Annotated in this window: 19 protein-coding genes; 11 read left to right on the forward strand and 8 right to left on the reverse strand. The window is 69.6% G+C overall.

The features are described 5' to 3' along the window. Positions 1–135: 135 nt before the first annotated feature. Both KEG38_RS49610 and KEG38_RS49615 read left to right on the forward strand, forming a co-directional pair. Positions 136–1,695, forward strand: a complete 1,560-nt coding sequence (locus KEG38_RS49610) for a hypothetical protein (RefSeq protein WP_272423116.1) — start codon at positions 136–138, stop codon at positions 1,693–1,695. Positions 1,696–1,716: 21 nt separating this feature from the next. After that, entirely contained in the window at positions 1,717–2,265 is a 549-nt protein-coding gene (locus tag KEG38_RS49615; protein ID WP_272423114.1) for a GNAT family N-acetyltransferase, read from the forward strand. A gap of 458 nt (positions 2,266–2,723) precedes the next feature. Here the strand turns inward: KEG38_RS49615 and KEG38_RS49620 are convergent, their stop codons facing one another. From KEG38_RS49620 to KEG38_RS49645, 6 genes are all read right to left on the reverse strand, one after another. Further along, positions 2,724–4,088: an outer membrane protein assembly factor BamB family protein gene (locus KEG38_RS49620; protein WP_272423112.1), complete on the reverse strand. Its 1,365-nt coding sequence runs from the start codon at positions 4,086–4,088 to the stop codon at positions 2,724–2,726. 11 nt (positions 4,089–4,099) lie between these two features. Further along, positions 4,100–5,428, reverse strand: a complete 1,329-nt coding sequence (locus KEG38_RS49625; protein WP_272423111.1) for a tetratricopeptide repeat protein — start codon at positions 5,426–5,428, stop codon at positions 4,100–4,102. 123 nt (positions 5,429–5,551) lie between these two features. Further along, complete coding sequence (locus KEG38_RS49630) at positions 5,552–8,893, reverse strand: sulfatase-like hydrolase/transferase (protein ID WP_272423108.1); 3,342 nt, start codon at positions 8,891–8,893, stop codon at positions 5,552–5,554. Beyond that, complete coding sequence (greA, locus tag KEG38_RS49635) at positions 8,890–9,366, reverse strand: transcription elongation factor GreA (protein WP_272423106.1); 477 nt, start codon at positions 9,364–9,366, stop codon at positions 8,890–8,892. Before greA ends, KEG38_RS49630 begins: the two co-directional genes overlap by 4 nt. An 86-nt stretch (positions 9,367–9,452) precedes the next feature. Then, a complete protein-coding gene (locus KEG38_RS49640; protein ID WP_272423104.1) occupies positions 9,453–9,779 on the reverse strand; it encodes a hypothetical protein in 327 nt (108 codons plus the stop codon). A 5-nt stretch (positions 9,780–9,784) separates the two neighbouring features. Then, a complete protein-coding gene (locus KEG38_RS49645; protein ID WP_272423103.1) occupies positions 9,785–10,642 on the reverse strand; it encodes an outer membrane protein assembly factor BamD in 858 nt (285 codons plus the stop codon). Positions 10,643–10,721: 79 nt separating this feature from the next. Here KEG38_RS49645 and KEG38_RS49650 point away from each other — a divergent pair, with 79 nt between their 5' ends. Further along, positions 10,722–12,230 carry a sigma-54-dependent transcriptional regulator gene (locus KEG38_RS49650; RefSeq protein ID WP_272423102.1) on the forward strand — a complete coding sequence of 503 codons (1,509 nt, stop codon included), beginning with the start codon at positions 10,722–10,724 and terminating at the stop codon, positions 12,228–12,230. 321 nt (positions 12,231–12,551) lie between these two features. Here the strand turns inward: KEG38_RS49650 and KEG38_RS49655 are convergent, their stop codons facing one another. Then, positions 12,552–13,823 (reverse strand): DUF4388 domain-containing protein, encoded by a 1,272-nt coding sequence (locus KEG38_RS49655; RefSeq protein WP_272423101.1) that lies wholly within the window; start codon positions 13,821–13,823, stop codon positions 12,552–12,554. Between the two features lie 76 nt (positions 13,824–13,899). Here KEG38_RS49655 and KEG38_RS49660 point away from each other — a divergent pair, with 76 nt between their 5' ends. Next, a complete protein-coding gene (locus tag KEG38_RS49660; RefSeq protein ID WP_272423099.1) occupies positions 13,900–14,835 on the forward strand; it encodes an AAA family ATPase in 936 nt (311 codons plus the stop codon). 352 nt (positions 14,836–15,187) lie between these two features. Next, on the forward strand, positions 15,188–16,039 hold the full coding sequence (locus KEG38_RS49665) for a hypothetical protein (protein WP_272423097.1): 852 nt from the start codon (positions 15,188–15,190) through the stop codon (positions 16,037–16,039). Between the two features lie 318 nt (positions 16,040–16,357). On the opposite strand, the gene dnaE is transcribed toward KEG38_RS49665, so the two are convergent. Further along, on the reverse strand, positions 16,358–19,987 hold the full coding sequence (dnaE, locus tag KEG38_RS49670) for a DNA polymerase III subunit alpha (protein ID WP_272423096.1): 3,630 nt from the start codon (positions 19,985–19,987) through the stop codon (positions 16,358–16,360). Between the two features lie 281 nt (positions 19,988–20,268). On the opposite strand from dnaE, the gene KEG38_RS49675 reads away from it, so the two are divergent. The 6 genes from KEG38_RS49675 (at position 20,269) to KEG38_RS49700 (ending at position 25,072) form a co-directional block, all read left to right on the forward strand. Further along, positions 20,269–21,351: a hypothetical protein gene (locus KEG38_RS49675; RefSeq protein WP_272423095.1), complete on the forward strand. Its 1,083-nt coding sequence runs from the start codon at positions 20,269–20,271 to the stop codon at positions 21,349–21,351. 424 nt (positions 21,352–21,775) lie between these two features. After that, positions 21,776–22,390: an OmpA family protein gene (locus KEG38_RS49680; RefSeq protein ID WP_272423093.1), complete on the forward strand. Its 615-nt coding sequence runs from the start codon at positions 21,776–21,778 to the stop codon at positions 22,388–22,390. A 119-nt stretch (positions 22,391–22,509) separates the two neighbouring features. Continuing rightward, a complete protein-coding gene (locus tag KEG38_RS49685; RefSeq protein WP_272423091.1) occupies positions 22,510–22,950 on the forward strand; it encodes a c-type cytochrome in 441 nt (146 codons plus the stop codon). A 13-nt stretch (positions 22,951–22,963) separates the two neighbouring features. Continuing rightward, on the forward strand, positions 22,964–23,437 hold the full coding sequence (locus KEG38_RS49690; protein ID WP_272423090.1) for a hypothetical protein: 474 nt from the start codon (positions 22,964–22,966) through the stop codon (positions 23,435–23,437). A 338-nt stretch (positions 23,438–23,775) separates the two neighbouring features. Next, positions 23,776–23,955 (forward strand): hypothetical protein, encoded by a 180-nt coding sequence (locus KEG38_RS49695; RefSeq protein ID WP_272423088.1) that lies wholly within the window; start codon positions 23,776–23,778, stop codon positions 23,953–23,955. A gap of 34 nt (positions 23,956–23,989) precedes the next feature. Continuing rightward, positions 23,990–25,072, forward strand: coding sequence for a TIGR04552 family protein (locus KEG38_RS49700; RefSeq protein ID WP_272423086.1), 1,083 nt, complete (start codon positions 23,990–23,992; stop codon positions 25,070–25,072). Positions 25,073–25,291: the final 219 nt, after the last annotated feature.

A 25,291-nucleotide genomic window follows, 5' to 3' on the forward strand; every position in this document is an offset into this window, starting at 1 on the left:
GGAGGGCGAGCGAGGAAAATGCGAGCGGTTTCCGGCAGGGCCGCAGTGCGTCAGGGCGGGCCCGTGCGCGGCGGGAGACGGCGCGAGGAGAGTCGTGGTATTGGGCAAACTGCGAGGCAAACGAGCGCGACGACCATGGTTGATAGCCCGATCCCGCCCCCGAAAGACGACGACGACGAGGATGTCCACTGGGCGCTGTCGACGGCCTCCGCGCTGTGGGGCCGCGGGGAGCGAGCCGAAGCGCTGCGCTGGCTGAAGCGCGCCGCCGAGCAGGCCTCGGACGCGGACAAGGACATGCGTTCGCTCGAGCTCTTCAAAGCGGCCGCGGACATCGCGCCCATGCTTGCCGCGGCGCCCGCGCCCGCCCCGCAAGCTGCGCCCGCGCCTGCGCCGCAAGCTGCGCCTGCGCCGGAGCCGGCCCCCGCGCCGCCACCCGCGCCTGCGCCGCAATCGGCGCCTGCGCCGCAGGCTGCGCCCGCGCCGGAGCCGGCTCCGCAGGCCGCGCCCGCGCCGCTCCGCTCGACGCCACCGCCGCCGCCGGGGCGTCCGGGTCCGCCGCCGCTCCCGCCTGGGCGTGGGGTCCCTGGGTCTGCGCCCGCGCCGCGCGCGCCGCTCGTGACCCAGCCACCGGTCGCGCAAGCGCCGGCCCCGCATGCGCCCGTGACACGGAGCGCGCCGCCTCCTCCCTTGCCGCGCGGGGCGCGTCCTCCTGCCGTGCCGACGGCGGCGACGCCCGCGCCTCCCTCGGTCGGGCCGCAGAGCCACGTGCGGCCGAATACGGGTGGTCCCGTGCTTCCCGCGGGGGTCGCGCCGCGCGTGCCCGCTCCCGCGCCGGTCGCCGCCGCGCCTCCGCCCGCGCCTGCCGAGGCGCCCGCCGCGCCGCAGCCTGGCAAGGCGCCTGGCGCGCCGGGACCCCGCAAGCGGCTCCCGTCACGCACCGGCGCACGCAAGAGCGCCACCAACATGGCCGCGGTCGCGGATCCCACGCGTGCAAGCGCCCGCCCGCCGGCCCCGGCCGTGCCCGCGGCGCCGCCGGTCATCGCGGTAGCTCCCGCGCCTGCCACGGCCGCGCCGAAACGCGCCACCCCGAAGACGACCGTCATCGATCAGGCGTGGGGCGACTTCGGGCCCTCGGCGCCGCCGGTCGCGCCGCCGCCGCCGCCCCTCGAGGAAGAGATCACCGCCTCGCAGGCCCGCGGCGAGTTCGACATTCCGGTCGATGACCTCGACGGCGAGACGGCCGTGCTTTCGGGCAAGGACCTCGGCCGCATCCCGGTGGCGCAGGAGCCCGCCGCCGCACCTGCGCCTGCTCCGGTGGCCGCGCCTGCGCCCGCGCCCGTGGCTGCTCCGGTCGCTCCTGCCGCGCCCGCTCCGGCGCCCGTCGCGGCGGTCACGCCAACGCCGGCCCGGGTCGCTCCTGTCGGGCCCGCTCCGGTGCGCCCCGTGGCTCCCGCCATCGCAGCGGTTCCGGCCGCCGCGCCTGCGGCTGCACCCGCGCCTGCCCCCGCCGCTCCGATGGCCCCTCGCGTGGCGCTGGTCGTCGCGGTTCGGGTCGCGGTCGTCGGTCGGGAAGGGGAAATCCGGGTCGTCCCGCTCGCGCCGGGTCAGGCCCCGCCGCCTGGCACGGCCACGGCCCTGCTCGTTCCCACGGCAGACGAGGATGCCGCCGTGATCGGCCGCCTCGTGGGTCTCTAGACGCTCGAAAGGGGATCGCCCATGACGGACGCATCGGAACGAGTGAGGCCGCAACGCATCCGCATCACGAAGCTGCAGGAGACGCAGGTCAGCGACCTCGTCGAGCTCGAGAAGGCCTGCACGGCGATGTACCACGACCTCGGCTTCGACGCGGCCGAGGTGCCGCCGCGAACCTGGAACGACATCGCGCACCTGCCGCGGCACCACAACGTCTTCGTCGCCGAGGCTGATCACGAGGTCGCCGGTTACCTGGCCTGGCGCGACGAGTCGCCGGGCGTCGCGTACCTCGAAGAGCTCTCGGTCCATCCGCGGTTCCAGCGCTTCGGCGTGGGGACGCGGCTGCTCCAGCGGTTCGAGGAGGACGCTCTGAATTGTGAGCGATATGACGTGATCGCGCGGATGTTCGAGAAGGCCACGTGGGCGCAGGCGTTTTACGCGCACCATGGCTTCGCGCAGCTCGGCGACCAGGCGTCGCGGAAGGTGCTCGGGTGGCGGGAGGAGCGCTCGGGTGGGCGTCCGCTGACGAGGCCGGGCGAGGTCCTGATCTGGAAGTCGTTCCGGGCGCAGTGACGTCCGGTCGGTAGGTCGGGACGGCGCCGCGCGAGGGGCGGGGTGCGCGAGGAGGACGCGCCGAGGGAGACGTGTGTCTTCCGGGCGAGGTCGGCGGGTCGGAGTCTGGGGCTGCTGCGTGGAGCTCGGCCGGGGCTCGGGTTGGTCCGCGGCCGGGTCCGGGAGGCGTCCGTCGCCAGGTCCGGCTCCGCGTCCACACCTGTCCTGAGGCGGATCGCGCAAGTTGACATAATGTATCTTATGCGAAATTTAGATGAGCCCGGAGGAGGGGGATCCGAGCCGAAAACCGGCCTGAAACCAGGCGTTCATCGGGTTCGTCTGGACACACGGCGGCCCCGCGACGCGCGCGTGCACCTCGGCCGCGTGGCGCGATCGTCAACTGCGCCCGTTCCGTCCCCGCCGTTCAGGCTTCGGGCGTCGACATCCCCCCGGACGCCCCTCCGCCCCCCGCGAGCTCGTCAGCCGCCCTTCACGCCGAGCCAGCTCATCGTCGTCTGCGCCGGTGCCGGCGTCGGCGGCATGACCTGGACGCCGAGGAACGATCCCCCGTTGCCCACCACGAACGCCCGCACGCCGTACGCGGCCGGCGTCATCGCGAAGCTGCCGCCCGGCAGGAGCCCGTCGATGAGCCCACCCGTCACGGGCGAAAACAGGAACAAGCCGTACCGCGTCGTCCCCACGAGCAGCGCGCCGGCCACCGGAACCGGCGCCGTGATCCCGCCCTCCGGCAGGTTCCGCCGCCAGAGCGTCCGCCCGTCGTTCGGATCGAGCGCCCAGAGACCTGTGAGCCCGCTCGCAGCGAACAGGATCCGCTGCCCAGGCACGGACGGGGGTTTGGGGGCGTAGCTCGGCTCGTCCGAGCGCAGCCCCCGAGCGTTGACGAGCGGCCCGGTCCGCGGCGCATGCTCCGGCTGCTCCCACAAAACGAGCTCCGTCACCCCGACGGCCTTCTCGTTCACCCACGCCCGCGTGCCGTTCTCCGCGTCGAGCGCGTACAGGCCGCCCGCGTAGCTGCCCACGAACACGACCTCACCCGAGGTGATCCGTGCCACCAACGGCGTCGTGTCGACGTCCAGATAACGCGGCGCATCACCGCCGGTCTGCTGCTCCGCCTCGGCCGCGAGATCCACGGCCGGCCACTGCTCCGAGCCGTCCTCGAGGTCGTACGCGAGCACCACGCCGTCCGAGAACGCCGTGTAGACCTTGTCCCGCCCGAGCGCCGGACCCGCGTACCCGGCGACCTCCATGCCGAACGCCGGCGTCCGGTGCTGGTGCCACTTGAGCGCCCCGGTCGCCGCGTTCATCGCGATCAGCGTGTCGTTGGCGTTGGTGACGTAAATCACGCCGTTTCGGAGAACCGGCTTCCGGCTCACCTCGGCGTTCGTCGAGAACCGCCAGAGCATGCGGCCGTCGCTCGCGTTCACCTTGTAAACCGCGCCGTCGTTCGAGCCGAAGTAGACGACGTTCTCGTCGGCGTCGAAGAGCGGCTCGCTCTGGACCGGCCCCATCGTCTCGAAGCGCCAGATCGTCGAGCCGTCCTCGACCCGAAGCGCGTAGAGGCCGTTGTCGCTCGACGGGACGAAGACGCGCCGGCCCGCGACGTCGATCGCGGGCTTGCCGCGCTCGTAGACCTCGGCTTGCTGGCGCGACTCGGCCGTCAGCGGCCGTCGATACGTGATCGACAGCGTGCCGCCCGGGTGGTGCAGCCACGTCGGGACCTGCGGCGTCGCCGGGATGCTCAGGCTCTCGCAGCCGAAGAGCGGGAGCGCGAGGGCCGCGGCGGCCGCGAGAACGCCACGGGAGATCGCGACGGGAGCCCTCACGCGTCCTTCGATCACGGCGTCCCGCCCTGCTGCTGGGCCGCCTTCTTCTGGGCTTCCTCGACCAAGCGCCGCGCCTTTTCCTGGATGTCGGCCGGCATCGGCGCAGGCGCGCCGCCCCCGCCGAACGCAGGCATCTGCGCGGCCGCGGCGGTCGGATCGATCTGGACCATCAGATCATGCACCGCGCTCTTGAGGTACTCGAGCGGCTCGGGCTCCTTGCTGGGCAGCGCGAGTTTGTCCTCGAGTGGCTTCAGGATCTCCTTCGCCTTGTCCTTGTTGCCCTTGGCGAAGAGGAGGCGCGCCTCGTGGTAGGTCGCGAGGTCCTTGTATCCCTTGACGTCGATGCTCGCGAGCTCCTTGAAGCTCGCCATCGCGCCGTCGAGATCACCCTTGCCCTCCTTGGCGTACCCGATGCCCTCGGTGGCGCGGCCCTTCACGTCGGGATCCGCGGCCGCGAGCGGCGACGAAAGCACGGACGCGTAGGCTTCGATCGCCTTGTCCCACTCACGTTTTTCGAGGTACGTGCCGCCCTGGCCGAGCCGCGCGAGCAGCGCCGCGCCCGTGCCCGCGTACTTGTCGATGACCTTGCCGTACGCGTCGAGCGCGGCCTGCGACTTCTCGGCCTCGTTCTTGAAGACGCGCGTCGGATCGAGCTCTTTCTGATCGTCGGGGCGCTTGTCCTCTTCCATCACGAGCCCGCGATTCGCAGCCACGCCCGAGAAGAGATCCGCCGAGGCGTCGCCGAGCTTCTTGTCGACGCGCGACGACCAGAACGCATACCCGCCCGCGCCGACGAGCGCCGCGAGGACCACCCACTGGAGGACCCCGACGTTCGCCTTGAGCCACTTCGTGAGGGCCGAGGCACTCCGCGCCAGCGCGTCGTCGACCATCTCGCCCGCGTCGAGCGAGCTCGCGACGGGGCGGCGCTCGGCCGCGTCCGCTTGCTCGCGGCGTCGCTTCAGGAGCTCCTTGGCGCGCGCGTTCTTGTCGCGAGGCAGCGCCGCGTCGTCCTCCGCAGCCGCCGCGCCACCCACGCGCTTCTTGCGCCGCGCGAGTGCATCCTCGCGCCTGCGCGCCGCGCGGTTCGGCTTCGCAGCCTCTTGCTTCTCGTCCTCGTCGGGCTCCGCAGCCGCGTCTCCGCCCTCGATCGAGGCGTCTTCTTCGCCCGCGACGCCGAGCGCGGCGGCGACGCGCTGCGCGGCCTCGTCCGGCGCTTCCTCTTCGGACCCCGACGCGCGCGCCTTCGAAGGCTCGTCGTCCCCCGCGCCCTCCGCCTCGCGCGCGTCCTCGTCCTCGCGCTTCGCGCGGCCCTCTTCCGACTGCTTGTCCTCTCGCGACACGCCCGGGACTCTAGCCGCGCCGCCCCCGGCGTCAATCGGCCTCATCGCGGTTTCCGCGGGACTTCGCGTGCCGTTCCAGGGCCGCGCGGAGCGCCTCCGTCCCCTGCCCGTTCGTGACAAAAGTCACGGATTTTGCGGAGGATCTCCGTCGGTCGAGCCCTCGCCGCCCTTCTCGGGCGTCCACGGCTCGGGCGGCGGCGGAGGTAGCTCGGCGACGAGCGGGACGACCGCGCAGGCCGAGAGCTCCACGTTCTGCGTCGCGTAAACGACGAACTCGCCGTGTTGACCGGGGCGCACCTTCACCGCCGCGGGTAGCGGCGCGAAGACCTCCTGGGGCTTGTCGCCCGGCGGGACGTAGAGCGTCGCCGCGGTGCGCGCATCGAGCTCGGGCGCGCGCTTGGGAACGAGGCCGCCCGTCTCGCGATCGCCGCTGCTCACGAGGCGCCGCGTCCCCACGCCGAAGCGGATCTCGCCGGGCCGGTCGTCGTTCGAGCGCGCGCGGCAGAGGACCCGCAGCGCGTCGCCGCTGCCGTCGGACTTCGGCACGACCATGCCGACCGAGACGCCGCTCCGCCCGAATCGCCTGAGCTTCTCCAGGTCGCGATCGCGCGGGCCGCCGACGAGCTCGAGCACGTCCGCCTGGAGCGCGATCCGGAGACCGTTCGGGAGCGGATCGGGCACGCCGAGCAGGCGGATGAGCGGGGCGCGGAGCTCGGGGCCGGCGCCGAGCGCGACGAGCGCCTCGGAGAGCGCCACGCGCGCGTGCTGGTAGCGCTCGGTCGCGAGGTGCTCGGCGAGCGCGGGGCGGGCCGCGTCCTGGCCGATCGCGGCGAGCGCTTCGGCCACATGCGGGCGCAGGCGTACGTCGTCGAGGGCCGCGATGAGCACGGGCAGCGCGGATTTGGCGCGGATCTTCGCGAGCGCCGCGACGATCTCCTTCGCCCGCTCGAACGAGAGGACCTCGCGCTTGTCCGCGCGCTTGCCGTACGCCTCGCGGAACCACGCCACGAGATCGTCCTCGCCGCGGCCGTCGCCGCCCTCGGCGAGCGCGAGCGCCGCGAGGCGCCGCCACTTGGGATCACGATCCTCGAGCAGCTCGCGCGTGCGCGGCGCGCCCTCGCCGAGCCTCGTCAGCGTGAGCGCCGACCAGCGCCGCACCTCGTCGTCCTCGTCCCGCACGAGCGCGAGCCGCATCGTCGGCGAGACCTCGGGCCGTTGGAGGTCAAACAACACCTCGGCGGCCTTGCGCCGGATGAGCACGTCCGCGTCGTCGAGCAGCGCGGCGACGTCGAGCGCCGCGTCCGCATCCCCCGCGATCCCGCGCCGCAGCGCCTCGGGCCAACCCTTGCCCTCGCTGCGCAGACCGGCGATCTCGTACCGCCCGTGCGAGGCCTCCACGCCGCGGAGCTCGTTCCGCATGTCGGCCATGTCCGCCGCGCGCGCGCCCGAAAGATCCCGCGTCTCGGCCGGATCCCGCTCCACGTCGTAGAGCGCGCAGGCGCCGATCCTTCGAGCACAAACGAGCCGGAGCGAACCACGCGCCAGCATGGTCATCGTCTCGGTTTCGGCGAACGCGAAGCCTCGCGCGTCCTCCGGGCTCGTGGCGGTGCCCGCGAGCGCGCGCCCGAGATCCGCGCCGCGCACGCGCGCCGGCCGCGGGATGTCGAGCCCCGAGAGCACGGTCGGCAAGAGATCGACGAGCTGCACGGGAGCCGTCACGCGCCGCGGCGCGAAGAGCCCCGGCGCGTGCACCACGAGCGGGACGCGGACCTGCTCCTCGTACACCGTGGTGCCGTGGTAGCGGCCGCCGTGATCCTGGAACTCCTCACCGTGATCGGCGCTCACGATCACCACCGCGTTCGGCCGGCGCGCGCGCACCGTGGCGAGGATCGAGCCGAGCCCCGCGTCCGCCGCGGCGATCTCGGCGTCGTAGCGATCGATGTCACGATCGCCGAACGGGTGCTCGGGGTGCGTCTCGTAGGGCTCGTGCGGCTCGAAGAGGTGCACCCACAAGAAGACGCGGGCGTTCTTGTCGACGCCGTCGAGGTACGTCTCGACCTGCTTGGCGCGGCGATCGGCGCTCGCGAACTCGACCTTGCGGTACTCGAAGTCGAGGCCGCGCTCGCGGATCGGGCCGAAGCGCTCGGCATCGATGAAGAAGACCGCCGGCGGGAAGAAGGCCGCGGTCTTGTAGCCGTAGCGGCGGAGTTGACCGGCCCACGTCTCGGAGTCGGCGCCAAGGCCCTGGAGCACGAGCGGGCGGATGTACTTGCCCGTCATGAGCGAGGTGACGGCGTACGAGGTGTGCGGCGTCGGCGTGTACGCCCGCTCGAAGACCACGCCCTCGGCCGCGAGCGCGTCGATCGTCGGCGTGGTCTTGCGGCCGTAGCCGTACGCGCCGACGTGATCGGCGCGCAGCGCGTCGATCGTGACGAGCACGATGTCGCGGCCCGCGAGATCCACCGCGCGCCCCGCCTGCCCTTGGTTCACGACGAGCGGCGTGTCGTCGAGCGGCGGCGGCGGCGAGAGCGCGGCCGCGATCTCCACGGCGTTCGCGAGCACCGGCGCGCGCGTCAGGTACACGAGCCGCACGTTGTCCGCAGGCGCGAGCCGCTCGGCCGCCGAGGGCGCGACCGCCGCCGACAGCGCGAACAAACCGAGCGCGAGCGCCGCACGCGCGAGCTTCATGCCGAAGGGCGCGATCGCTCCTTCCGCATCGTCCGTGGCCCCAGGCCGTACGCGTCGCGGCGCATCCCAGGCGACCGGGACGAAGGGCGCGAGCAAGAGCACGAGCAGCGCGAGGCCACGATGAAACGCCGGATAGAGGCGCGGCAGGACGAGCAGGTTGACGAGCTCGACCGCGAACATCAGCGCGATCACGCCGAGGAAGACGCCCAGGCTGAACGTGCGTCGCGGCTTCGGCGCGAGCGCCCGCGCGACGAGCGGCCCGAGCACGAACGCGCCCGCGAACGCGACCCCCGCGACGATGCCCACGAACGGCGCGCGGAGAGGCCCTGACAGAAGGCGCCCCGTGGACACGCCAAACGCCACGGCGCCGGCAAATCCCGCCGCGGAGAGCGCGAGACCGATCCGACCCCATCGCCCTTCCGCGTGGCGTGCGCACTCGACGATCACCCCGCCGATCGCCGCGGCCGGCGCCGCCGCCGCGAACGCGATCGGCCAGAGCTTCCAGAACGCGAGCGTGAGTTCGTGGAGCCCGACGAGCTCACGCCGGAAGACGAGCCCGACGACGACCAGCTCGACCAGCAGGAACACGCCGATCGCGAGGTAGCCGTCGGCGATGCGCCATCCGAGCGGAAGATCTCCCGTCCGCGCGCGCGGCCGCACCACGCTCGCGCCGTCCCGGTCCGGCTTGGGTGCCGAGACCGCGAGCCGACCCTTTGCGCGGCTCGGTCGGGGCGCGGCGGGCGGGACGTGTGCGCCCTCCCCGCCGCGGTTCGTCATGCGTAGGTGATCTCGAGGATCTCGTAGGTACGCGGCCCGGCCGGCATGACGACGCGGACCTCCTCGCCGACCTCGCGGCCGATGAGCGCGCGCGCGAGCGGCGAGGACACCGAGATGCGGTTCTGCTTGATGTCGGCCTCTTCGGGCCCGACGATCTGGTAGACGACTTCCTCGTCCGTATCGACGTTCACGAGCTTCACGCGCGCGCCGAACTGGATCTTGTTGCCGCTCAGCTTGCTCGGGTCGATGACCTCGGCGCGGCTCAACGTCTGCTCGATGAACGAGATGCGCGCGACGATGAGGCCCTGACGCTCCTTCGCGGCGTGGTACTCGGCGTTCTCCGACAGGTCGCCGTGATCGCGGGCCACGCTGATGTCCTTGACCACCTGCGGGAGCTCGATCTTCTTGAGCCGCTCGAGCTCCTCGCGCAGCCGAGCTTGCCCTTCGGGCGTCATGGGCACCTTTTCAGACATCGCAACACCTCGACAAAGACGCTCGGACATGCCGAGCCGAACCTTGGATCCCCTTTAGCATGTTCACGCCGAAGCCGCGCCCACCGTCAGGTGGGGCCACGCCAGCGCACGATCCGCCGCGGCATCGCCCGCCCGGCGTCACGCGCCGCGCGCAGAGCCGCCTTGACCAACGCGGCGCCTGCTTTCTCCAGACCCGCGACGTCCACCCCAACGGCTGCGCCCTCGATCCGCGCCGTCACGTTCGCCCGCCCCTCGGCGCCGCCCTCGCTCGTTTGCTCGACACGAACTTCGAGCGGCAGGTCCGCATCGGGCAGGTGCGCAAACCCCCGGTACGTCGCGCCTGATTCTTCCTCGGCCGCGCGTTCCAGCGCGTACCGCACGCCCGCCGTGGGGCGCCTCTGCGACGCGTCCATCCGCTCTAGGTTCCCTGCTTGTTCGCCGCTTTTTGCGCGTCGAGCTCCGAGAGGAACCGCTTCGCCGTCACGGCGAAGGGCCCGCCATACTCGTCGAGCACCTTCTTGAAGACGACGCGCGCCTCGTCGGGCTTGTTCATCCGCATGAGCGTCTCGCCCTTGAGCACGAGCGCCTCGGGCTCGAGCGCCGATCCGGGGAAGAGCTTCAGCGCGTGATCGATCCGCGCGATCGTCGCCGGGTAGACGTCCTGCCGCAGGTAGAAGCGCGCCACGTAGAGCTCGTGCCGCATGAGCCGACCTTGCACGGCGTCGTGCATCTTGCGCACGTCCTCCGCGTAGCGGCTCCGCGGGTTGTCGCGCAGGAACGCGCCGAGCTCGCGGTAGGCTTCGAGCGCCGTGCCTTGATCACGCTCCTCCTGCGGCGGCAGGAGGAACGTGTCGTCGATGTCGCGGAAGAGCGACTTCGCGATGCGGTAACGCGCGTACTCGACGTCGCGATCCGTGCGGTGGTTCTGGATGAACTCGCGGTACGCCGAGACCGCGTCCGCGTACTTCTCCTGCTCGAACTCGACGTCCGCGATGCGCAGCTCCGCGAGCGTCGCGTACCGGCTGTACGGAAAGAGCTTGCGCACCTCGGCGAACAGGGCGCGCGCGTCTTCCCAGGCCTTGCTGCGGTAGGAGCGCATCGCCTCTTCGTAGGCGGAGCGCGCGTCGTCCGTGTAGGTCAGGGTCGCCTTGCGTCCGTCGCCGACCTGGAGATCACACCCCGCGGCCGCGAGGAGAAGCAGAGGCGCGACGAGGCCGAGGGCCCGGGCGAGCCTCGCCGAGGGCCTCGAAGACGTCGAACCGCAGACCTTGCCCATCCCGCGCTCCGTAGCCCTTTCGCGGCCGGCGCGCCAGTGCTTCCTGCCCCGCCGAGAGGCAGGTATGGATAGGTGCGGCATGGAAAGCTCGTTCGTTACGCCCCAGGCGCCCCCCGGCGAGGCCCTGGGAGCCGCGGTCGCCCCCACCGTCCTCGTCGTCGACGACGAGCGGAACATCCGTCGCACCCTGGATCTCGTCCTGCGCGGCGAAGGCTACGAGGTCATCGAAGCCGAGAGCGGCGAGCAAGCCCTGGAGATCCTCGCGAACGGCGGAAGGCCCGTCGACCTCGCGATCATCGATCTGCTCCTGCCCGGCATGGGCGGCCTCGAGCTGCTCGAGCGCATCCGGCGCGACGAAGCCACGAAGAGCCTGCCAGTCGTCGCGATCAGCGGCCACGCGACGGTCCACGACGCGGTGAAGGCCATCAAGCTCGGCGCGGGCGACTTCTTCGAAAAACCCGTGAGCCGCGAGCGCGTGCTCGTCAGCGTCAAGAACGCGCTCTACTCGTCGGAGCTCGCGCGCAAGGTGCGAGATCTCGAGGCGGAGCTGCTCGCGCGTTACGAGATGATCGGTCGCGCGCCGGTGATGCAGAAGCTCTACAAGGAGATCGATCGCGTCGCGCCAACGAAGGCGAGCGTGCTGATCACGGGCGAGAGCGGCACGGGCAAGGAACTCGTGAGCCGCGCGATCCACCGTCTCTCGCCGCGCATCGCGGGCCCCTTCGTCAAGGTGAACTGCGCGGCAATCCCGCGCGAGCTCATCGAGAGCGAGCTCTTCGGTCACGAGCGCGGCGCCTTCACAGGCGCGCAGTCGCGCAAGCGCGGCTTTTTCGAACAAGCGCACGGCGGCACGTTGTTCCTCGACGAGATCGGCGACATGGAGCCCTCGGCCCAGGCGAAGGTGTTACGCGCGCTGCAATCCGGCGAGATCAGCCGCCTCGGCAGCGAGCGGACGCTGCAAGTCGACGTGCGCGTGCTCGCAGCAACGAACAAAGATCTCAGCCGCGAGGTTTCGGCCGGCCGTTTCCGCGAGGACCTCTTCTTCCGTCTCGCAGTCTTCCCCATCCGCGTGCCCTCGCTACGCGAGCGCAACGAGGACATCCGTCCCCTCGCCGAAGCCTTCATGGCCTCGTTCTGCAAGGAGAACGGGCTCAAGACGAAGCGCATGGATCCAGCCGTCCACGCCGCGCTCGAACGTCGCAGTTTCCCCGGCAACGTGCGCGAGCTGAAGAACGCCATCGAGCGCGCAGCCATCCTCTCGGGCGACACAGTCACGATCGCCGACCTGCCCGAAGATCCGCACGCAAGCCCATTCGACGACGATCTCCAAACCCCCGAAGCGCAGGATCCAAGCGAGCCCATACGCACGCCCCCAGGCCCGCTCCCGTCTTCGATCGAGAACATCCCGCGCACAGAAGGCGGTCGCCGGCTGACGCTACGCGAGTTCCGCGATCAGGCCGAGCGTCGCTACATCATCGAGGTGCTGCAGAGTCTCGACTGGAACATCTCGCGCGCCGCGATCGTCCTCGGCGTCGAGCGCACAAACCTCCACAAGAAGATCCGCGCCTACGACATCCGGCGAGGATGACCAGAGCGTAGCGCCGGGGTTTCACCCCGGACCCGAGCAGGGGCTGTCCGCCCCTGCACCCGGACCAGGGCAAGCCCTGGACCTCAGGGGGAAGAACTGCGCGATGCGCAGTTCTTCCCACAGGCCGGTGGCAAGACCAGGCAGCAGCGTTGCCAGTTGAAGCCGTCTTGTTTGGCAGGGCCTTCGCCGGTCTTGCCTCGGCCTGTTCGATGAACTGCGCATCGCGCAGTTCATCGACGAAAGGTCCAGCGCTTGCGCTGGTCCGGGTCGAGGGGCGGACAGCCCCCGCGGGGTCCGGGGCAGCGCCCCGGCGCGGCGGCCTCAGGGCCGACCGGCGCCCCCCACCACGAGCGGCGCGATGATGTCGGCGACGCTCTTCGCGAGCAGCGGCGCCCCTGCTCCGCTCCGCGTCGACGCCTCGCGCAGGACGGGCTCCGCGATGAAGATCGCGAACGAGACGTAGTCGTAGAGCCACTGCGCGAGCATTGCTTCCGCTTGATCGGGGCCCACGAGCATCGCCACGTTCTCGATGATCTGTCCGTCGTCGAGCGTCCCGTCCGGCTTCGGTCCTGCACGCATGAAGAGCGCGTCGTAGATGCCCGCACCCGTCGCGAACGAGGTGAGGTGCTGCCGGACCTCGTCGCCGCGCTTCACGGCGTCGACCTCGCGCATCACCATCGACATCGCCTCGTTGAAGAGCGCGACGATCGCGGCCGGCCCGGTGGGCCGTGGCGCGCGCACCGTCACGCAGCCTCCTTGCACGAGCTGGAAGATCTGCCGCGTGACCTCGAACTCCCCCTGCCCCACCGCGCGGCAGATGTCCGCCACCGATCGCACGCCGTCGATCGCTCGGTAGACCTGCGCGAAATCGCCGTCGTTCGGCGGAGGCCGATCCGGCACGCGATCCGGCACGTGCTCGGCCGACGGGATGCGCTCGCGGAAGTAGCGCATCTCGTCCATGCGCCGCACCGCTTCCATCAGGAGGCCACTCACGGGCACGTTCTGTCGCGACGTCAGCCGCGCCTCGTCGAAACGATCGAGGAAGTAGAACATCCCGCTCTCGGCGCGGATCACCGCGTAGACGATCTCCTCGACCTGCCGGCCCATGAGCTGGAACAACGTCTCGCGCGAGATGTGCCCCATGCGCACGGCCATCTCGCCGAAGCGCACGTCGCCCGTCACGGCCTTCGCCACCTCCTGGAGCTGCTCCAGCGAGAGCGCGCCGTACCGATAGAGCACCTCGCCGAGCCGCTCTCCTTCAGCGCTCGAGTACGCGCCCACCACCGCGCCGTGCTCGAAGAAGATGCTCCGGTTCGTCGCGCCGTCGTAGATCGCGAGCTCGCCGGTCCACGCGCTCTGGCCGATCATCGACACGATGTCGCAGAGCGCGCTCGCGCTCGTGATCTCGCCGCAGAGCCGGAGGCTCCCTGCTTCGGGCGCGTCCGCGCGACGCATGACGACCACGTGCGCGGGTGCCGGCATCAGTCGGAACGCGCCTTGTCGCGCGCGCATCCGCTGGCTTGCCAGCTTGCCGACTGGGTGCGCCGTACCCGTGCCGTCCACGCGCACGAGATCGTGGCCGTCCTCGCCCATCTGCTCGGTTTATAGCAGGACACGAGCGGAACATGCCTCGGCTTTCCGCGGGGATGGCCATGCTACCGTGCTCCCCGTGACCGCCTCCCCCGATCCGATCGCCTCTCCCCAGGCGCTCTCGGCTGCCCTTGGCGGGGCGCGCTACCTCTGCGACCCGGCCACGGCCCTCTCCCTGTGGCTCGCCCTCCGCATGGAGCGCCCGCTCATGCTCGAAGGACCCGCGGGAGTCGGCAAGACCGACCTCGCCCGCGCCGCCGCCCAGGCCCTCGGCCGACCGCTCGTCCGGCTCCAGTGTTACGAGGGCCTCGACGAGGCCAAGGCCCTCTACGAGTGGGACTACGCCAAGCAAATGCTCTACACGCAGCTCTTGCGTGACGCGATCGCCGCGGAGACACACGGCGCAACCATCGCTGGGGCCGCGCAGATCGTGGCCAAGAGCGAAGCCTCCTTCTTCACCGAGCACTTCCTCCTCTCCCGCCCGCTGCTCGCCGCGATCCGCAACGATGCGCCCGTCGTCCTGCTCATCGACGAGGTCGATCGCGCCGATCCCGAGTTCGAGGCCTTCCTCCTCGAAATCCTCTCCGAGCTGCAGGTCACCATCCCCGAGCTCGGCACCTTCCGCGCCAAGCACCCACCACTCGTGCTGCTCACGACGAACGCCACGCGCGAGATGACCGAGGCGCTCCGCAGGCGTTGCCTGCACGCCTTCCTCGACTACCCATCCTCGTCACGCGAGCTCGCGATCCTCGAGCTCGTCGTCCCCGGCATCGATCGCACGCTCGCCTCGCACCTCGTCGCGTTCATCGGCGAGCTGCGCAAGATGGACCTCCGCAAAGCGCCCGCCGTGAGCGAGACCCTCGACTGGGCGCGCGCGCTCGTCCTGCTCGGCAAGAGCAAGCTCGATCCGGACCTCGTCCAGGGCACGCTCGGCCTCTTGCTCAAGCACCAGGAAGACAAGGTCTCCGTCGAGCCGCGCCTCGAATCGCTGCTGACGCGCGCGTCGGAAGGGTGACGTCTCGCCGGGGCGCTGCCCCGGGCCCCGCGGGGGCTACGCGCCCCTCGACCCGCGCCAGGGCAAGCCCTGGACCATTTGGGGAAGAACTGCGCGATGCGCAGTTCTTCCCACAGGCCGGTGCAAGACCAGGGACGGCGTTGCCAGTCGCGGCGGTCTTGCTTGGCAGCGTTGCTCGCCGGTCTTGCCTCGACCTGTTCGATGAACTGCGCATCGCGCAGTTCATCGACCACGGGTCCAGCGCTTGCGCTGGTCCGGGTCCAGGGGCGGATAGCCCCTGGTCGGGTCCGGGGTGAAACCCCGGCGCGACGCCCCTTACGATCCACTGCGCCCCTCGGGTACCTTCGGGCCCATGACATCCGCGCCGGCGACCTACACCTGGTCCTACCTTCTCCAGGTGGTCCCCTTGCCTACCCCGGAACAGGCTGCCCTCTACGCGATCGATGTTCCGCCGGGCGAGCTCATCGAGCGCGGCACGCGTATTCGGAGCGAGAAGATTCTCACGGATCTCGTGCGTATTGGCGGCATCGCGGCGGAGTTCTGGCCCAAGACCACGCTGGCGCAGAGAAAGCTCCTCCTCGGGTTCTCCGATGCGCTCCTGCGTGTCTTCGTGCATGCGGGCAAGAAGCTCGCGGATCTCGTGGAGCAACGGAACCTCTCCGTCGAGGGACGCGAGCGGAACCGCGCTGCTGCTGTTGCGATTGCCGAGACGACTTATGCCGAGGGGATGGCTGAGCGGGAGCGCCTTGCGACCACGCTCGAGGGCGTCGCGGACCATGCGCCTGGCCTCGCCGAGCGGGTGGACAAGGCGCGGAGCCGCGTCGTCGATGCGCAGACCCTTGCTACCTCGCTCGCTGCGCTCGTCGCGCTCGCGCGTGATCTCGTTGCCGAGGGAGGGTCCAAGGTGGCGCTTCAACTCTTTGATGGGGGGCTCACGGCTGAGGACCTCGATGAGAGCGAGGCGCTTGCTGGCCGCGTGAAGTCGACCAGCGAGAAGGCTGCCGGCGCGCGCACGCAGGGCGGCGTCACGCAGGCGGAGCTCGATCTGCAGGATGGGATTTGCCTGGCGTACATGGAGCGGGTGATGAAGGTGTGGAATCGCGCGCACGAACAGGATCCTTCGATCCCGCAGCTCTTGCCGATCACCACGCGGCGGCTGCTTGGCACGACGCGGCGGCGGGCTGCTCCGACAGAGCCGGCCTGACGCACGGTCACACTGTCGCGGGTCATGGCGGACCTGTCGCGAGCCATGGCGGACGCGTCGCAGGTCATGGCGCATACGTCGCGAGCCATGGCGGACCCGTCGCGAGCCATGGCGGACGCGTCGCAGGTCATGGCGCATACGTCGCGAGCCATGGCGGACGCGTCGTGAGCCATGGCGGAACTGTCGCGAGCCATGGCGGACGCGTCCCGAGCCATGGCGGACGCGTCCCGAGCCATGGTGGACGTGTCCCGAGCCATGGCGGATCCATCGCCAGGCCATGGCGGATCTGTCCCGAGCCATGGCGGATCTGCCGGCGACCTAACGCAGCTCCGCGACCTTCTCCCCGAACAGCTTCTCCAGGCGCGCGAGCATCTCGTCGCTCGGCGTCACCGTGAGATCACGCCCGAGCGCGAGCACTGCCTCGGCTCCGTCGTCGAGCTGGATCAAGAGGTGCACCGGGCAAACGCCGCGGCTCGACGCCAGCACGTCCCGCAGTTTGCCGATGTGATCCCGCGTCGCCTTCCGCGCCTGCACGCGGATGCGCACGCTCTTCGTCTCCGCGCGGATCGCGTCCGCGAGCAGCACGACCTCGTCGAGCATCAGCGTCGGCTCCCGCGGCGCCGCCTGCTCGTCCTCGGCGCCCTCCTCCACTTGCGGAAAGCTCACCTTGCCCGACACGAGCACTGGCTCGTTGCCTTGCAGGAGCGTGCCATACGCCTCGATCTGCTTGTCGCGCACCTTCACCTCGACGCGACCGCTCGTGTCTTCGAGGTGGAAGAACGCGACCTTGCCGCCGCCGCCCTTGAAGATGCGCTCGCGATAGCCCTCGACCATTCCGGCCACGCGCACCTTCGACCACGGATCTTTGTGCGGGAGTGCGCTCGCCGCGATCACCTCGAAGCGACTGAGCTCCGTGCCGTATCGATCGAGCGGATGCCCCGAGACGTAGAAGCCGAGCGACTGCTTCTCGCGCACCAGCATCTCGCGCAGATCCCACGGCTCGCATTGCGGGTACTCGTCGAGCTTCTGCTCCGTCGTGGGCGCCGCCTTCGCGAAGAGACTGAAGAGCGACCCTTGCCCGCGCTCACGATCCTTGCTCGCGCTCCGCGCGCGCTCGAGCGCCTGGTCCAGCGCGGCGAACGCGCGCGCCCTCGTGATCCCGCGCGGCACGAGCGTCGCGTCGAACGCCCCCGACTGCGTGAGCGCTTCGAGCACGCCCTTGTTCACGCGCCGCGCGTCGACGCGCTGGGCGAAGTCGAACAGATCGGCGAACGCGCCGCCCGAGGTGCGCACTTCGAGCACCGCCTCCAGCGCCGACTCGCCCACGCCGCGGATCGCGCCGAGGCCGAAGCGGATCTTCGGATCGTACGGATCGGCGTCCTTGATCTTGCTCGGCGCCTTCCGGCCGACCTTCTTCGTGGCCTTGCCCGGCTCGCTGTAGACGACCGAGAAGTCGATGTTCGACTCGTTGATGTCGGGCGGGAGGATGTCGACGCCCCAGGCGCGGCCCTCCGCGATGATCCGCACGACCTTCTCGATCTTGTCGCGATCCGCGGTCATCAGCGCGCAGAGGAACTCCACGGGGTAATGACGCTTGAGGTACGCGGTCTGGTACGTGATCAACGCGTACGCGGCCGAGTGGCTCTTGTTGAAGCCGTAGCCCGCGAAGAACTCGAGCAGACCGAAGATGCGATCGGCGTCCTCGGCGGACACGCCCTTCTTCAAGGAGCCCTCGACGAAGATGGACTTCTGCTTGGCCATCTCCTCGGGCTTCTTCTTGCCCATCGCGCGGCGGAGCAGGTCGGCGCCGCCGAGCGTGTAGCCGGCGAGCTGCTGCGCGATCTGCATGACCTGCTCCTGGTAGACGATGACGCCGTAGGTCGGCTTGAGCAGATCGTCGACGAGGTCGTGCATCTTCGCGATGGGCTTTCGCCCGTGCTTGCAGTCGACGAAGTCCTTCACCATGCCCGTGCCGAGCGGGCCGGGGCGGTAGAGCGCGACGGCGGCGACGATGTCTTCGAAGTTCGTCGGGCGCAGGTCCTTGAAGAGCTGCTGCATGCCGCTCGATTCGAGCTGGAACACGCCCGTCGTCTCGCCCGATTGCAGGAGGTGGAACGTCTCCTCGTCATCGAGCGAGATCGCGTTGATGTCGAACACCTCCGCGCCTGCCTTGCCCTTCTGATCCGGTCGCGCGTGGATCAGCCGCACCGCGATGTCGATCACGGTGAGCGTCTTCAGGCCGAGGAAGTCGAACTTGACGAGGCCCGCCTGCTCGACGTCGTCCTTGTAGTACTGCGTGACGAGCGCTTCGCCGTTCCGGAAGCACGGCACGTGGTCCCAGAGCGGACCCTCGCTGATCACGATGCCGGCCGCGTGCATGCCGGCGTGCCGCGTGAGCCCCTCGAGCTTCTGCGCCTGCGTGAGCAGCTCGCGCACCGAGGGATCACTCTCCATGTGCGCCTTGAGCTTCGGCTCGATCTCGATCGACTCGGGGATCGTGTACGTCTGCCCCGGCCCCTTCTGCGGGATCAGGTTCGCGATCTTCTGCGCCTCGGCCGGCGGGAAGCTCATCGCGCGGGCCACGTCCTTGATGACGCTCTTCGCCTTGAGCTCGTGGAACGTCGCGATCTGCCCGACGCTATCCTTGCCGTACTTCTCGGCGACGTACCGGATCACCTCGTCGCGCCGATCCATGCAGAAGTCGACGTCGAAGTCCGGCATGCTCACGCGCTCCGGGTTCAGGAAGCGCTCGAAGAGCAGGTTGTACGGGATCGGATCGAGATCCGTGATGCGCAGCGCGTACGCCACGAGCGAGCCCGCGCCCGAGCCGCGGCCCGGGCCCACCGGGATCCCCATCTCCTTCGCCTGCCGGATGAAGTCCCAGACGATCAGGAAGTAGCCGGGGAACTTCATCCCGATGATGACGTCGAGCTCCATGTCGAGGCGCTTGCGGTACGCCTCCTGGTCGACCGTCTTGCCCCCGCGGCCGAACTCCTCGAAGCGCTTCGTCAGCCCCTCGTGCGAGACGTGCCGGAAGTACGAGTTCGTATCGAACCCCTCCGGCAGCGCGAACGTCGGCAGCATCGGCTGGCCGAGCTTCAGCTTGAGCCCCGCGCACCGCTCGGCGATCTCCAGCGTGCTCTTGATGGCCTCCGGGTGGTCGCGGAAGACGTGCGCCATCTCGTCCGGCGACTTGAGGAACATCTCGAAGCTCTGGTGATGCGCCGCGAACGCGTCCGCATACGAGCGGTTCGCCGCGATGCACGAGAGGTAGAGGTGCCCTTCGCCGTCGTCGCGGCTGCCGAAGTGCGCGTCGTTCGTCGCGACGATCGGCAGGCCCCGATCCTTCGCGAGGCGCGTGAGGATCCCGTTCAGCACCGGCTGCTCGACAAGCCCGTGATCCTGCAGCTCCACGTACAGGCTGCCCGGCTCGAACGCCTCGACGAGCCGACCCATCGCCGCGCGCCCTTCGTCCTCGCCCTCCTCGAGCACGCGCTGCGCGAGCACGCCGCCCATGCAGCCGGAAAGGCCGATCAGGCCCTTGTTGTTCTGCGCGATGAAGTCGAGCGACACGCTCGGCGCGGCGCCGCTCATGGGCGTCACGTGGCCCTCGGACACGATCCGAACGAGGCTCTTGTAGCCCTCGAGGTTCGACGCGAGCAGCACCAGGTGATCGACCGGCGTGTCGTCCGTCTTGCCGCTCGGCACATCGTTTCGCGCAGTGCGCGGCCGCGCGACGTTCACCTCGCAGCCGAGGATGGCGCCTACCTGTGCGTCCTTGCACGCCTTGTAGAGCTGGATCGCGCCGAACATGTTGCCGTGGTCGGTCAGCGCCACGGCGCGCATTCCGAGCGCCTTCGTCTTGCCGACGAGGTCCTTGATCTTGAGGGCCCCGTCGAGCAGCGAGTACTGCGAGTGGACGTGGAGATGAACGAACTCGGCTGCCACGATCGATCTTGCCTCGGCGTTGCTTTCGGCTCGGGCGAGCTCGCTTCAGGATAGGCGCGCGTCACCCAAACGAGGCGCCTGTTCGTGATGCTTCGCGTCGCTGGTGAAGCTGCATCGTACGGCTTCACTCTGGCCGTGTGCGGTGCGTCGCGCCCCGGGATCGCCCTTGCTGAAAAGGCAACGGCATGGCTAGCATGCGCCCCGTCCACGGGCACTCGACTGGCTGCCGTGCGCTTTGCGAACGACCCGGGTTCGGGTTCGGGAAAGTGAGTCAGGTTTCTATGCTTCGCACTCGTCTTCTCACTGCGGTTTTCACGGCGACTTCGCTCGCGGTTCTCGGGGGCTGTGGCTCCGACACGGTCTCGGAAAAACCCCCGGCGCCGCCGCCCGAGGATCCCGTGGGGCTCGCGCCTCCGGAGGAGCCCGCTGGTCTGTCCGCGTGCGAGGGGCCGGGCAAGGTCATGGCGATGAGCCAGATCTTCCTCGGCGACACGAAGCGTGACGGCACGCCGGATCCCACGGGTGGCTGGAAGGCGTTCGGCTACGACCTCGACGGTCGCGCCTCGACGAAGGCGTCGGTCGGCCTCTGCAAGCCGCGCGCAGGCGGCTCGCCGGCGGTCGTGTATCCGGATGGCGACGAGGGCCGGGACAACTCGTTCGGCAAGAACATCCTGCCGGTCATCCTCGGCCTCGCGTCGGACATCAGCGCGCAGGCGAACGAGGCGATCGCGAACGGCGAGTTCACGATCATGCTCGACATGGCGACGCTCGGCACGTCGTCGGACTGCAACAGCCTGACGTCGAAGCTCTACGGCGGCGCGGACCTCGGCGCTCCGCCGAAGTGGGACGGCACCGACCAGTGGCCGCTCATCCCCGAGCTGCTGAGCAACGAAATGGATCCGACCTCGGCGAAGATCGTCTTCCCGAAGAGCTACGTCGTGAAGGACACGTGGGTCTCGGGCACGAAGGGCACGGTCAAGCTCTCGCTCTCGATCAGCGGGTTCACGATCGCGCTCGACATCAACAGCGCGGTCATCACGGTGGACCTCAACGCGGAGCGCAACGGCGGCACGAACGGCACGATCGCCGGCGTCATCGAGACCGAGGCGCTGATCACGGAGATCTCGAAGGTCGCGGCGGCGTTCGACGAGTCGTTCTGCGATAAGGACTCGCCCACGCTGCAGAGCATCCTGAACCAGATCCGCCAGGCGTCCGACATCATGAAGAACGGCACGCAGGATCCGGCCGTGGAGTGTGACGGCATCTCGATCGGCCTCGGCTTCGACGCGAAGGCCGTGCAGCTCGGACCGGTGGCGCCGAAGGGCGAGCCCCCGCCGGATCCCTGCGCGATGCCGATGCCGTGAAGGCTCACGTCGGACACGAGGGGCCGGCCCACGGGGTCTGCCCCTCGTGGCCCGACGTTGCAGGACGGAGGGCGCATTCGGCGCACGCCAGCGGGGGGGAATGCGTGTGCTTCGGCGGCGCGCGCCCTACAGTTTGTCATGGGGGGATCGTGTTGAAGGGGGACCGGGCGTGTGGACGGCGGGAACGTGCCCGGGTGAGCCGTTTGGCCCGCGAGAAACGTCGAGGGGCAAGAAGCGGGGGCGCGTAAGGCGTCCGCATGCTGCGACGTTGGGTGGGGGATCGAGCGGTGGAAAGAAAAACTCCAAACCGCCTGAAGAAACCTGATAGAAGCGCGTCCAAGACCCGTTCGGCTCGACGGCTGCCTGCACGCCGGTGAACCATGGCTTGGCCGCGGCCCGTGCTTCTCGGAGGAGATCAATCTCTATGCAAAAGTTCCTGGCTCCCGTTCTGTGCACCGTGCTGATGGTCGGCGCCCTCGGCGCGATGACTGGCTGCACGGCCTCTGCGTCCGTGGGTAGTGGTGCGGAGACGCCGCCGCCCCCGCCGCCGCCCCCGCCGCCCCCGCCGCCCCCGCCGCCCCCGCCGGCCGCGCCGCCCGCGGCGGAGCTCAAGACGGAGGGCAACAAGCTCGTTCTCCCCGGCGCCATCGTCTACAAGACGGGCAGCGCGGAGCTCGAGCCGGTCAGCTTCCCGATCCTCGATCAGGTCAAGACGTACCTCGACTCGAAGCCGAACGTGACGCTGCTCCGCATCGAGGGCCATACGGACGCGGACGGCGACGCGGCGAAGAACCTCGACCTCTCCGCGCGGCGCGCGCAGTCGGCGGCGAAGTACCTCGTGGGCAAGGGCGTCGATTGCAAGCGCCTCATCGCGGTCGGGTTCGGCGTGACGAAGCCCGTCGCCGACAACAAGACGGCCGAGGGCAAGGCCCAGAACCGCCGCACCGACTTCATCAACGCGGCGCTCAACGGCAAGCCCATCATGAAGATGCCGGTCGACGGCGGCGCGCCCAAGGTCCTCGACGCCTGCGCGCCCTGACGATCCCGCGTCTCCCCTCCTCTCCCACCGTCCTTCCCCTCCCCTCCCGAACCCCGGGGTGAGGCGAGACCAGCCGCCGAAAAACGCTGGCCAATCCGCCCCGGGCCCATCATCCCTTCATGGCCATGCGCCCGCTCGTCCTCACGTCGCTGCTCCTCGGCTCGTCGCTCGTCTTCGCGGCGGGGTGTGACTCCTCCTCGCGCGACGTGCGCGAGTGGAAGCCGACGGATCACGATCAGCCCCTCGGTCAACAGCCCGGGCAGGTCGCCGCGCGTCCTCGCAACTCCGCGGAGCAGGGGCCCGATCAGAGCCTCGTGGAGATCGCCTGGCAGCGCAACTGCGCGAGCTGTCACGGTCAGCGCGGCAAGGGCGACGGGCCGCAAGGTCCGATGGTGCGCGCGCCCGATCTCACACGATCGGACTGGCAGGCGCAGGTGACGGACGATCAGGTCGCCGAGGTCATCCGCAAAGGTCGCAACCGGATGCCGCCGTTCAGCAACCTGCCCGATCAAGTCATCATGGGCCTCGTCGGCCGCATCCGCGCGAACCGCTCGCCTTGATCCGCGCCTCACGTTGACTTCCCCTCTCCTGCTCGTCACGTTGCGGCCGATGCAGCGGGAGACGACGACGGACGAGGAAACGCAGCCGCAGGCCGAAGGACCGGCGAAGCCCTTGTTCACGCCTTCGCCGCGGCGGCGACGGCTCCTGTCGTTGCTCCTGCTCGCGGGCGGCGGCGCGGCGTTCCTGTCGCTTTCGCCGCACTGGCCCAAGGAGCGCTCGGTCGATTTTCGTCTCGACGGCGAGACCGGCACGGTCGTCGGCTTCGATGTGACATGGTCGCGGGCCGGCGGGGAGGCGGAGGCCGTCAGCGGCAGCTCGTTCCACTTCGAGCCCGGGCGCGCGCCGAAAATCGTCCACACGTCCGTGCACTTGCCGGATGGTTCGTATGCACTGGACATCCGCATCGACCGCGCGGATCGCAGCGACTCGATGCAGCGCACGCTGACACTCGGAGACGCCGAGCAGATCACCGTGCCGCTTCGCTGAGGCAGAGAGCGTCCTTCAAGCATCGCCTGCGTCTCGCGGGACACGGTTCGCGGGTCGAGAAACGACCTGCAAATCAGCCATCAAGCGTACGAATTCGCTCGGTATTTCTCCGTTCGTGCCGGTGAGGCTTCGTGCGGGAACGGAACGTGTGACGAATTCGCTTGATGCGGCGCCCCAGACACCGCTACTTCTTGGCCCGTTGGCTTGGGGTGTGGCAGCTTATCCTACATGCTCTTATCTGTCGCCGATGAGCGCACCCTGTCGTTCCTGGACAGGGGCCGCGTCGCGGCGCCGGAGGGCGACCCGAGGGACGGGTCGCCTGCACTGATGGAGGACCGATGAAGATCACGCCCTGGTACCTGGCCGCTCTCGCTCCCTTCGCCGCGATTGGGTGCAGTGGTGCATATCTCGGGCACGCGGCCGTCGTCGTTCTGACGATCGGTATCTTCTTTGGCACGCTCTCGCTCGGCCGGACGCCGAACGCTCCCCCGCCCTCGCCGCCGAACGCGCGTGCGTGAACGCGCGTCGGTTCGGCACTGTTAACCTCGGGTCATGACGTACGACACCGTCGGCTCTCTCAAGGGCCTGGACGAGTTCTCCTTGATGGACCTCGAGGCGGTGCGTCTCATCCTGCGAGGCGACTCCGTCGTCGACTGGCACAGGCTCCACGTTCGCGACGAGGAAGAGGCGCGCACGCTCCTGCGAGCGCAGGAGTTCCGGCCCGAAGAGCCCGCAGATCGCGCGCGGCTCGAGGCGATCAAGAACGAAGCGATCGCCTATCTACGTCGGCACTTCGAGTTCCCGATCCCCAAGCCCGTCGCTCGCTGCTCCGTGGAGGAGCTCTTGGTGCTCGCCTCGGGCAAGGGTCACAGGCAGCTCTGCGCCTGCACGATCCTGAAGGCGATGCACATCATCCATCACCTCGAAGGGCGCGAGCTGCTCTTCTCGATCCCGATGTCCGACCAGGATGTTTTTCACCTGGTGGAGGAGAAGGTCTATCGGATCGTGGGCGGGATGCTCGCGGCCGGCTTCCCCATCACGGAGTTCATCGGGGGGCGGAAGAACAAGGACTCGCTCTACACGAAGCTGCTCTCGAAGACCGACACGACCGCAGCGGCAATCTACGACAAGCTGCGGTTCCGGATCGTGACGCGGGAGGCAGACGACATCCTGCCGATCCTGCTGTACCTGTCGGAGCGGCTGTTCCCGTTCAACTACGTCGTGCCCGGGCAGAGCACGAACACAATCTTTCACTTCCGTAGTTACTGCGAGCGTCACCCGTTCCTGCGCATGCTGCTTCGCGAGCTGCAAGCAGGCGTGGATGACGGTCTGACGCTCAGCAACAACACGTTCAGTGATCAGAGCTATCGCGTGATCCACTTCGTGGTGGATCTGCCGGTGCGGCTGCCGCCCGAGATCATGGAGCTGGCGCCGCCGGCAGCGTGGGCACTCGGTCCAATCGTGTTCGTGTTGTGCGAGTTCCAGCTCATCGACCGCGAGACGGAAGCGGCGAACGAGCTCGGAGACGCGAGCCACGCGAAGTACAAGGAGCGGCAAAAGGTGGCCGTGATGCGTCGGTTGAAGCTCGGCGGGCGAGCGCCGACGCGCGTGCCGACGACGAAGCGGAATCGCTAGGGAACGTTTGCGCCGGGGTTTCACCCCGGACCCGACCAGGGGTTGTCCACCCCTGGACCCGGACCAGGCACGGCCTGGACCGAGGGCGACAGCGCGCGATGCGCGCTGTCGACAAGGACAACGTCGCCAAGCGACACGTCCGCGTCGCTGTCTTGGTTGGCGAGGTGGTGGGTGGTCTTGTTTGGGCCCGTCCGAGAAACCGCGCATCGCGCGGTTTCT

The sequence above is a fragment of the Polyangium jinanense genome (assembly GCF_028435265.1).
Taxonomy (GTDB): domain Bacteria; phylum Myxococcota_A; class Polyangia; order Polyangiales; family Polyangiaceae; genus Polyangium; species Polyangium jinanense.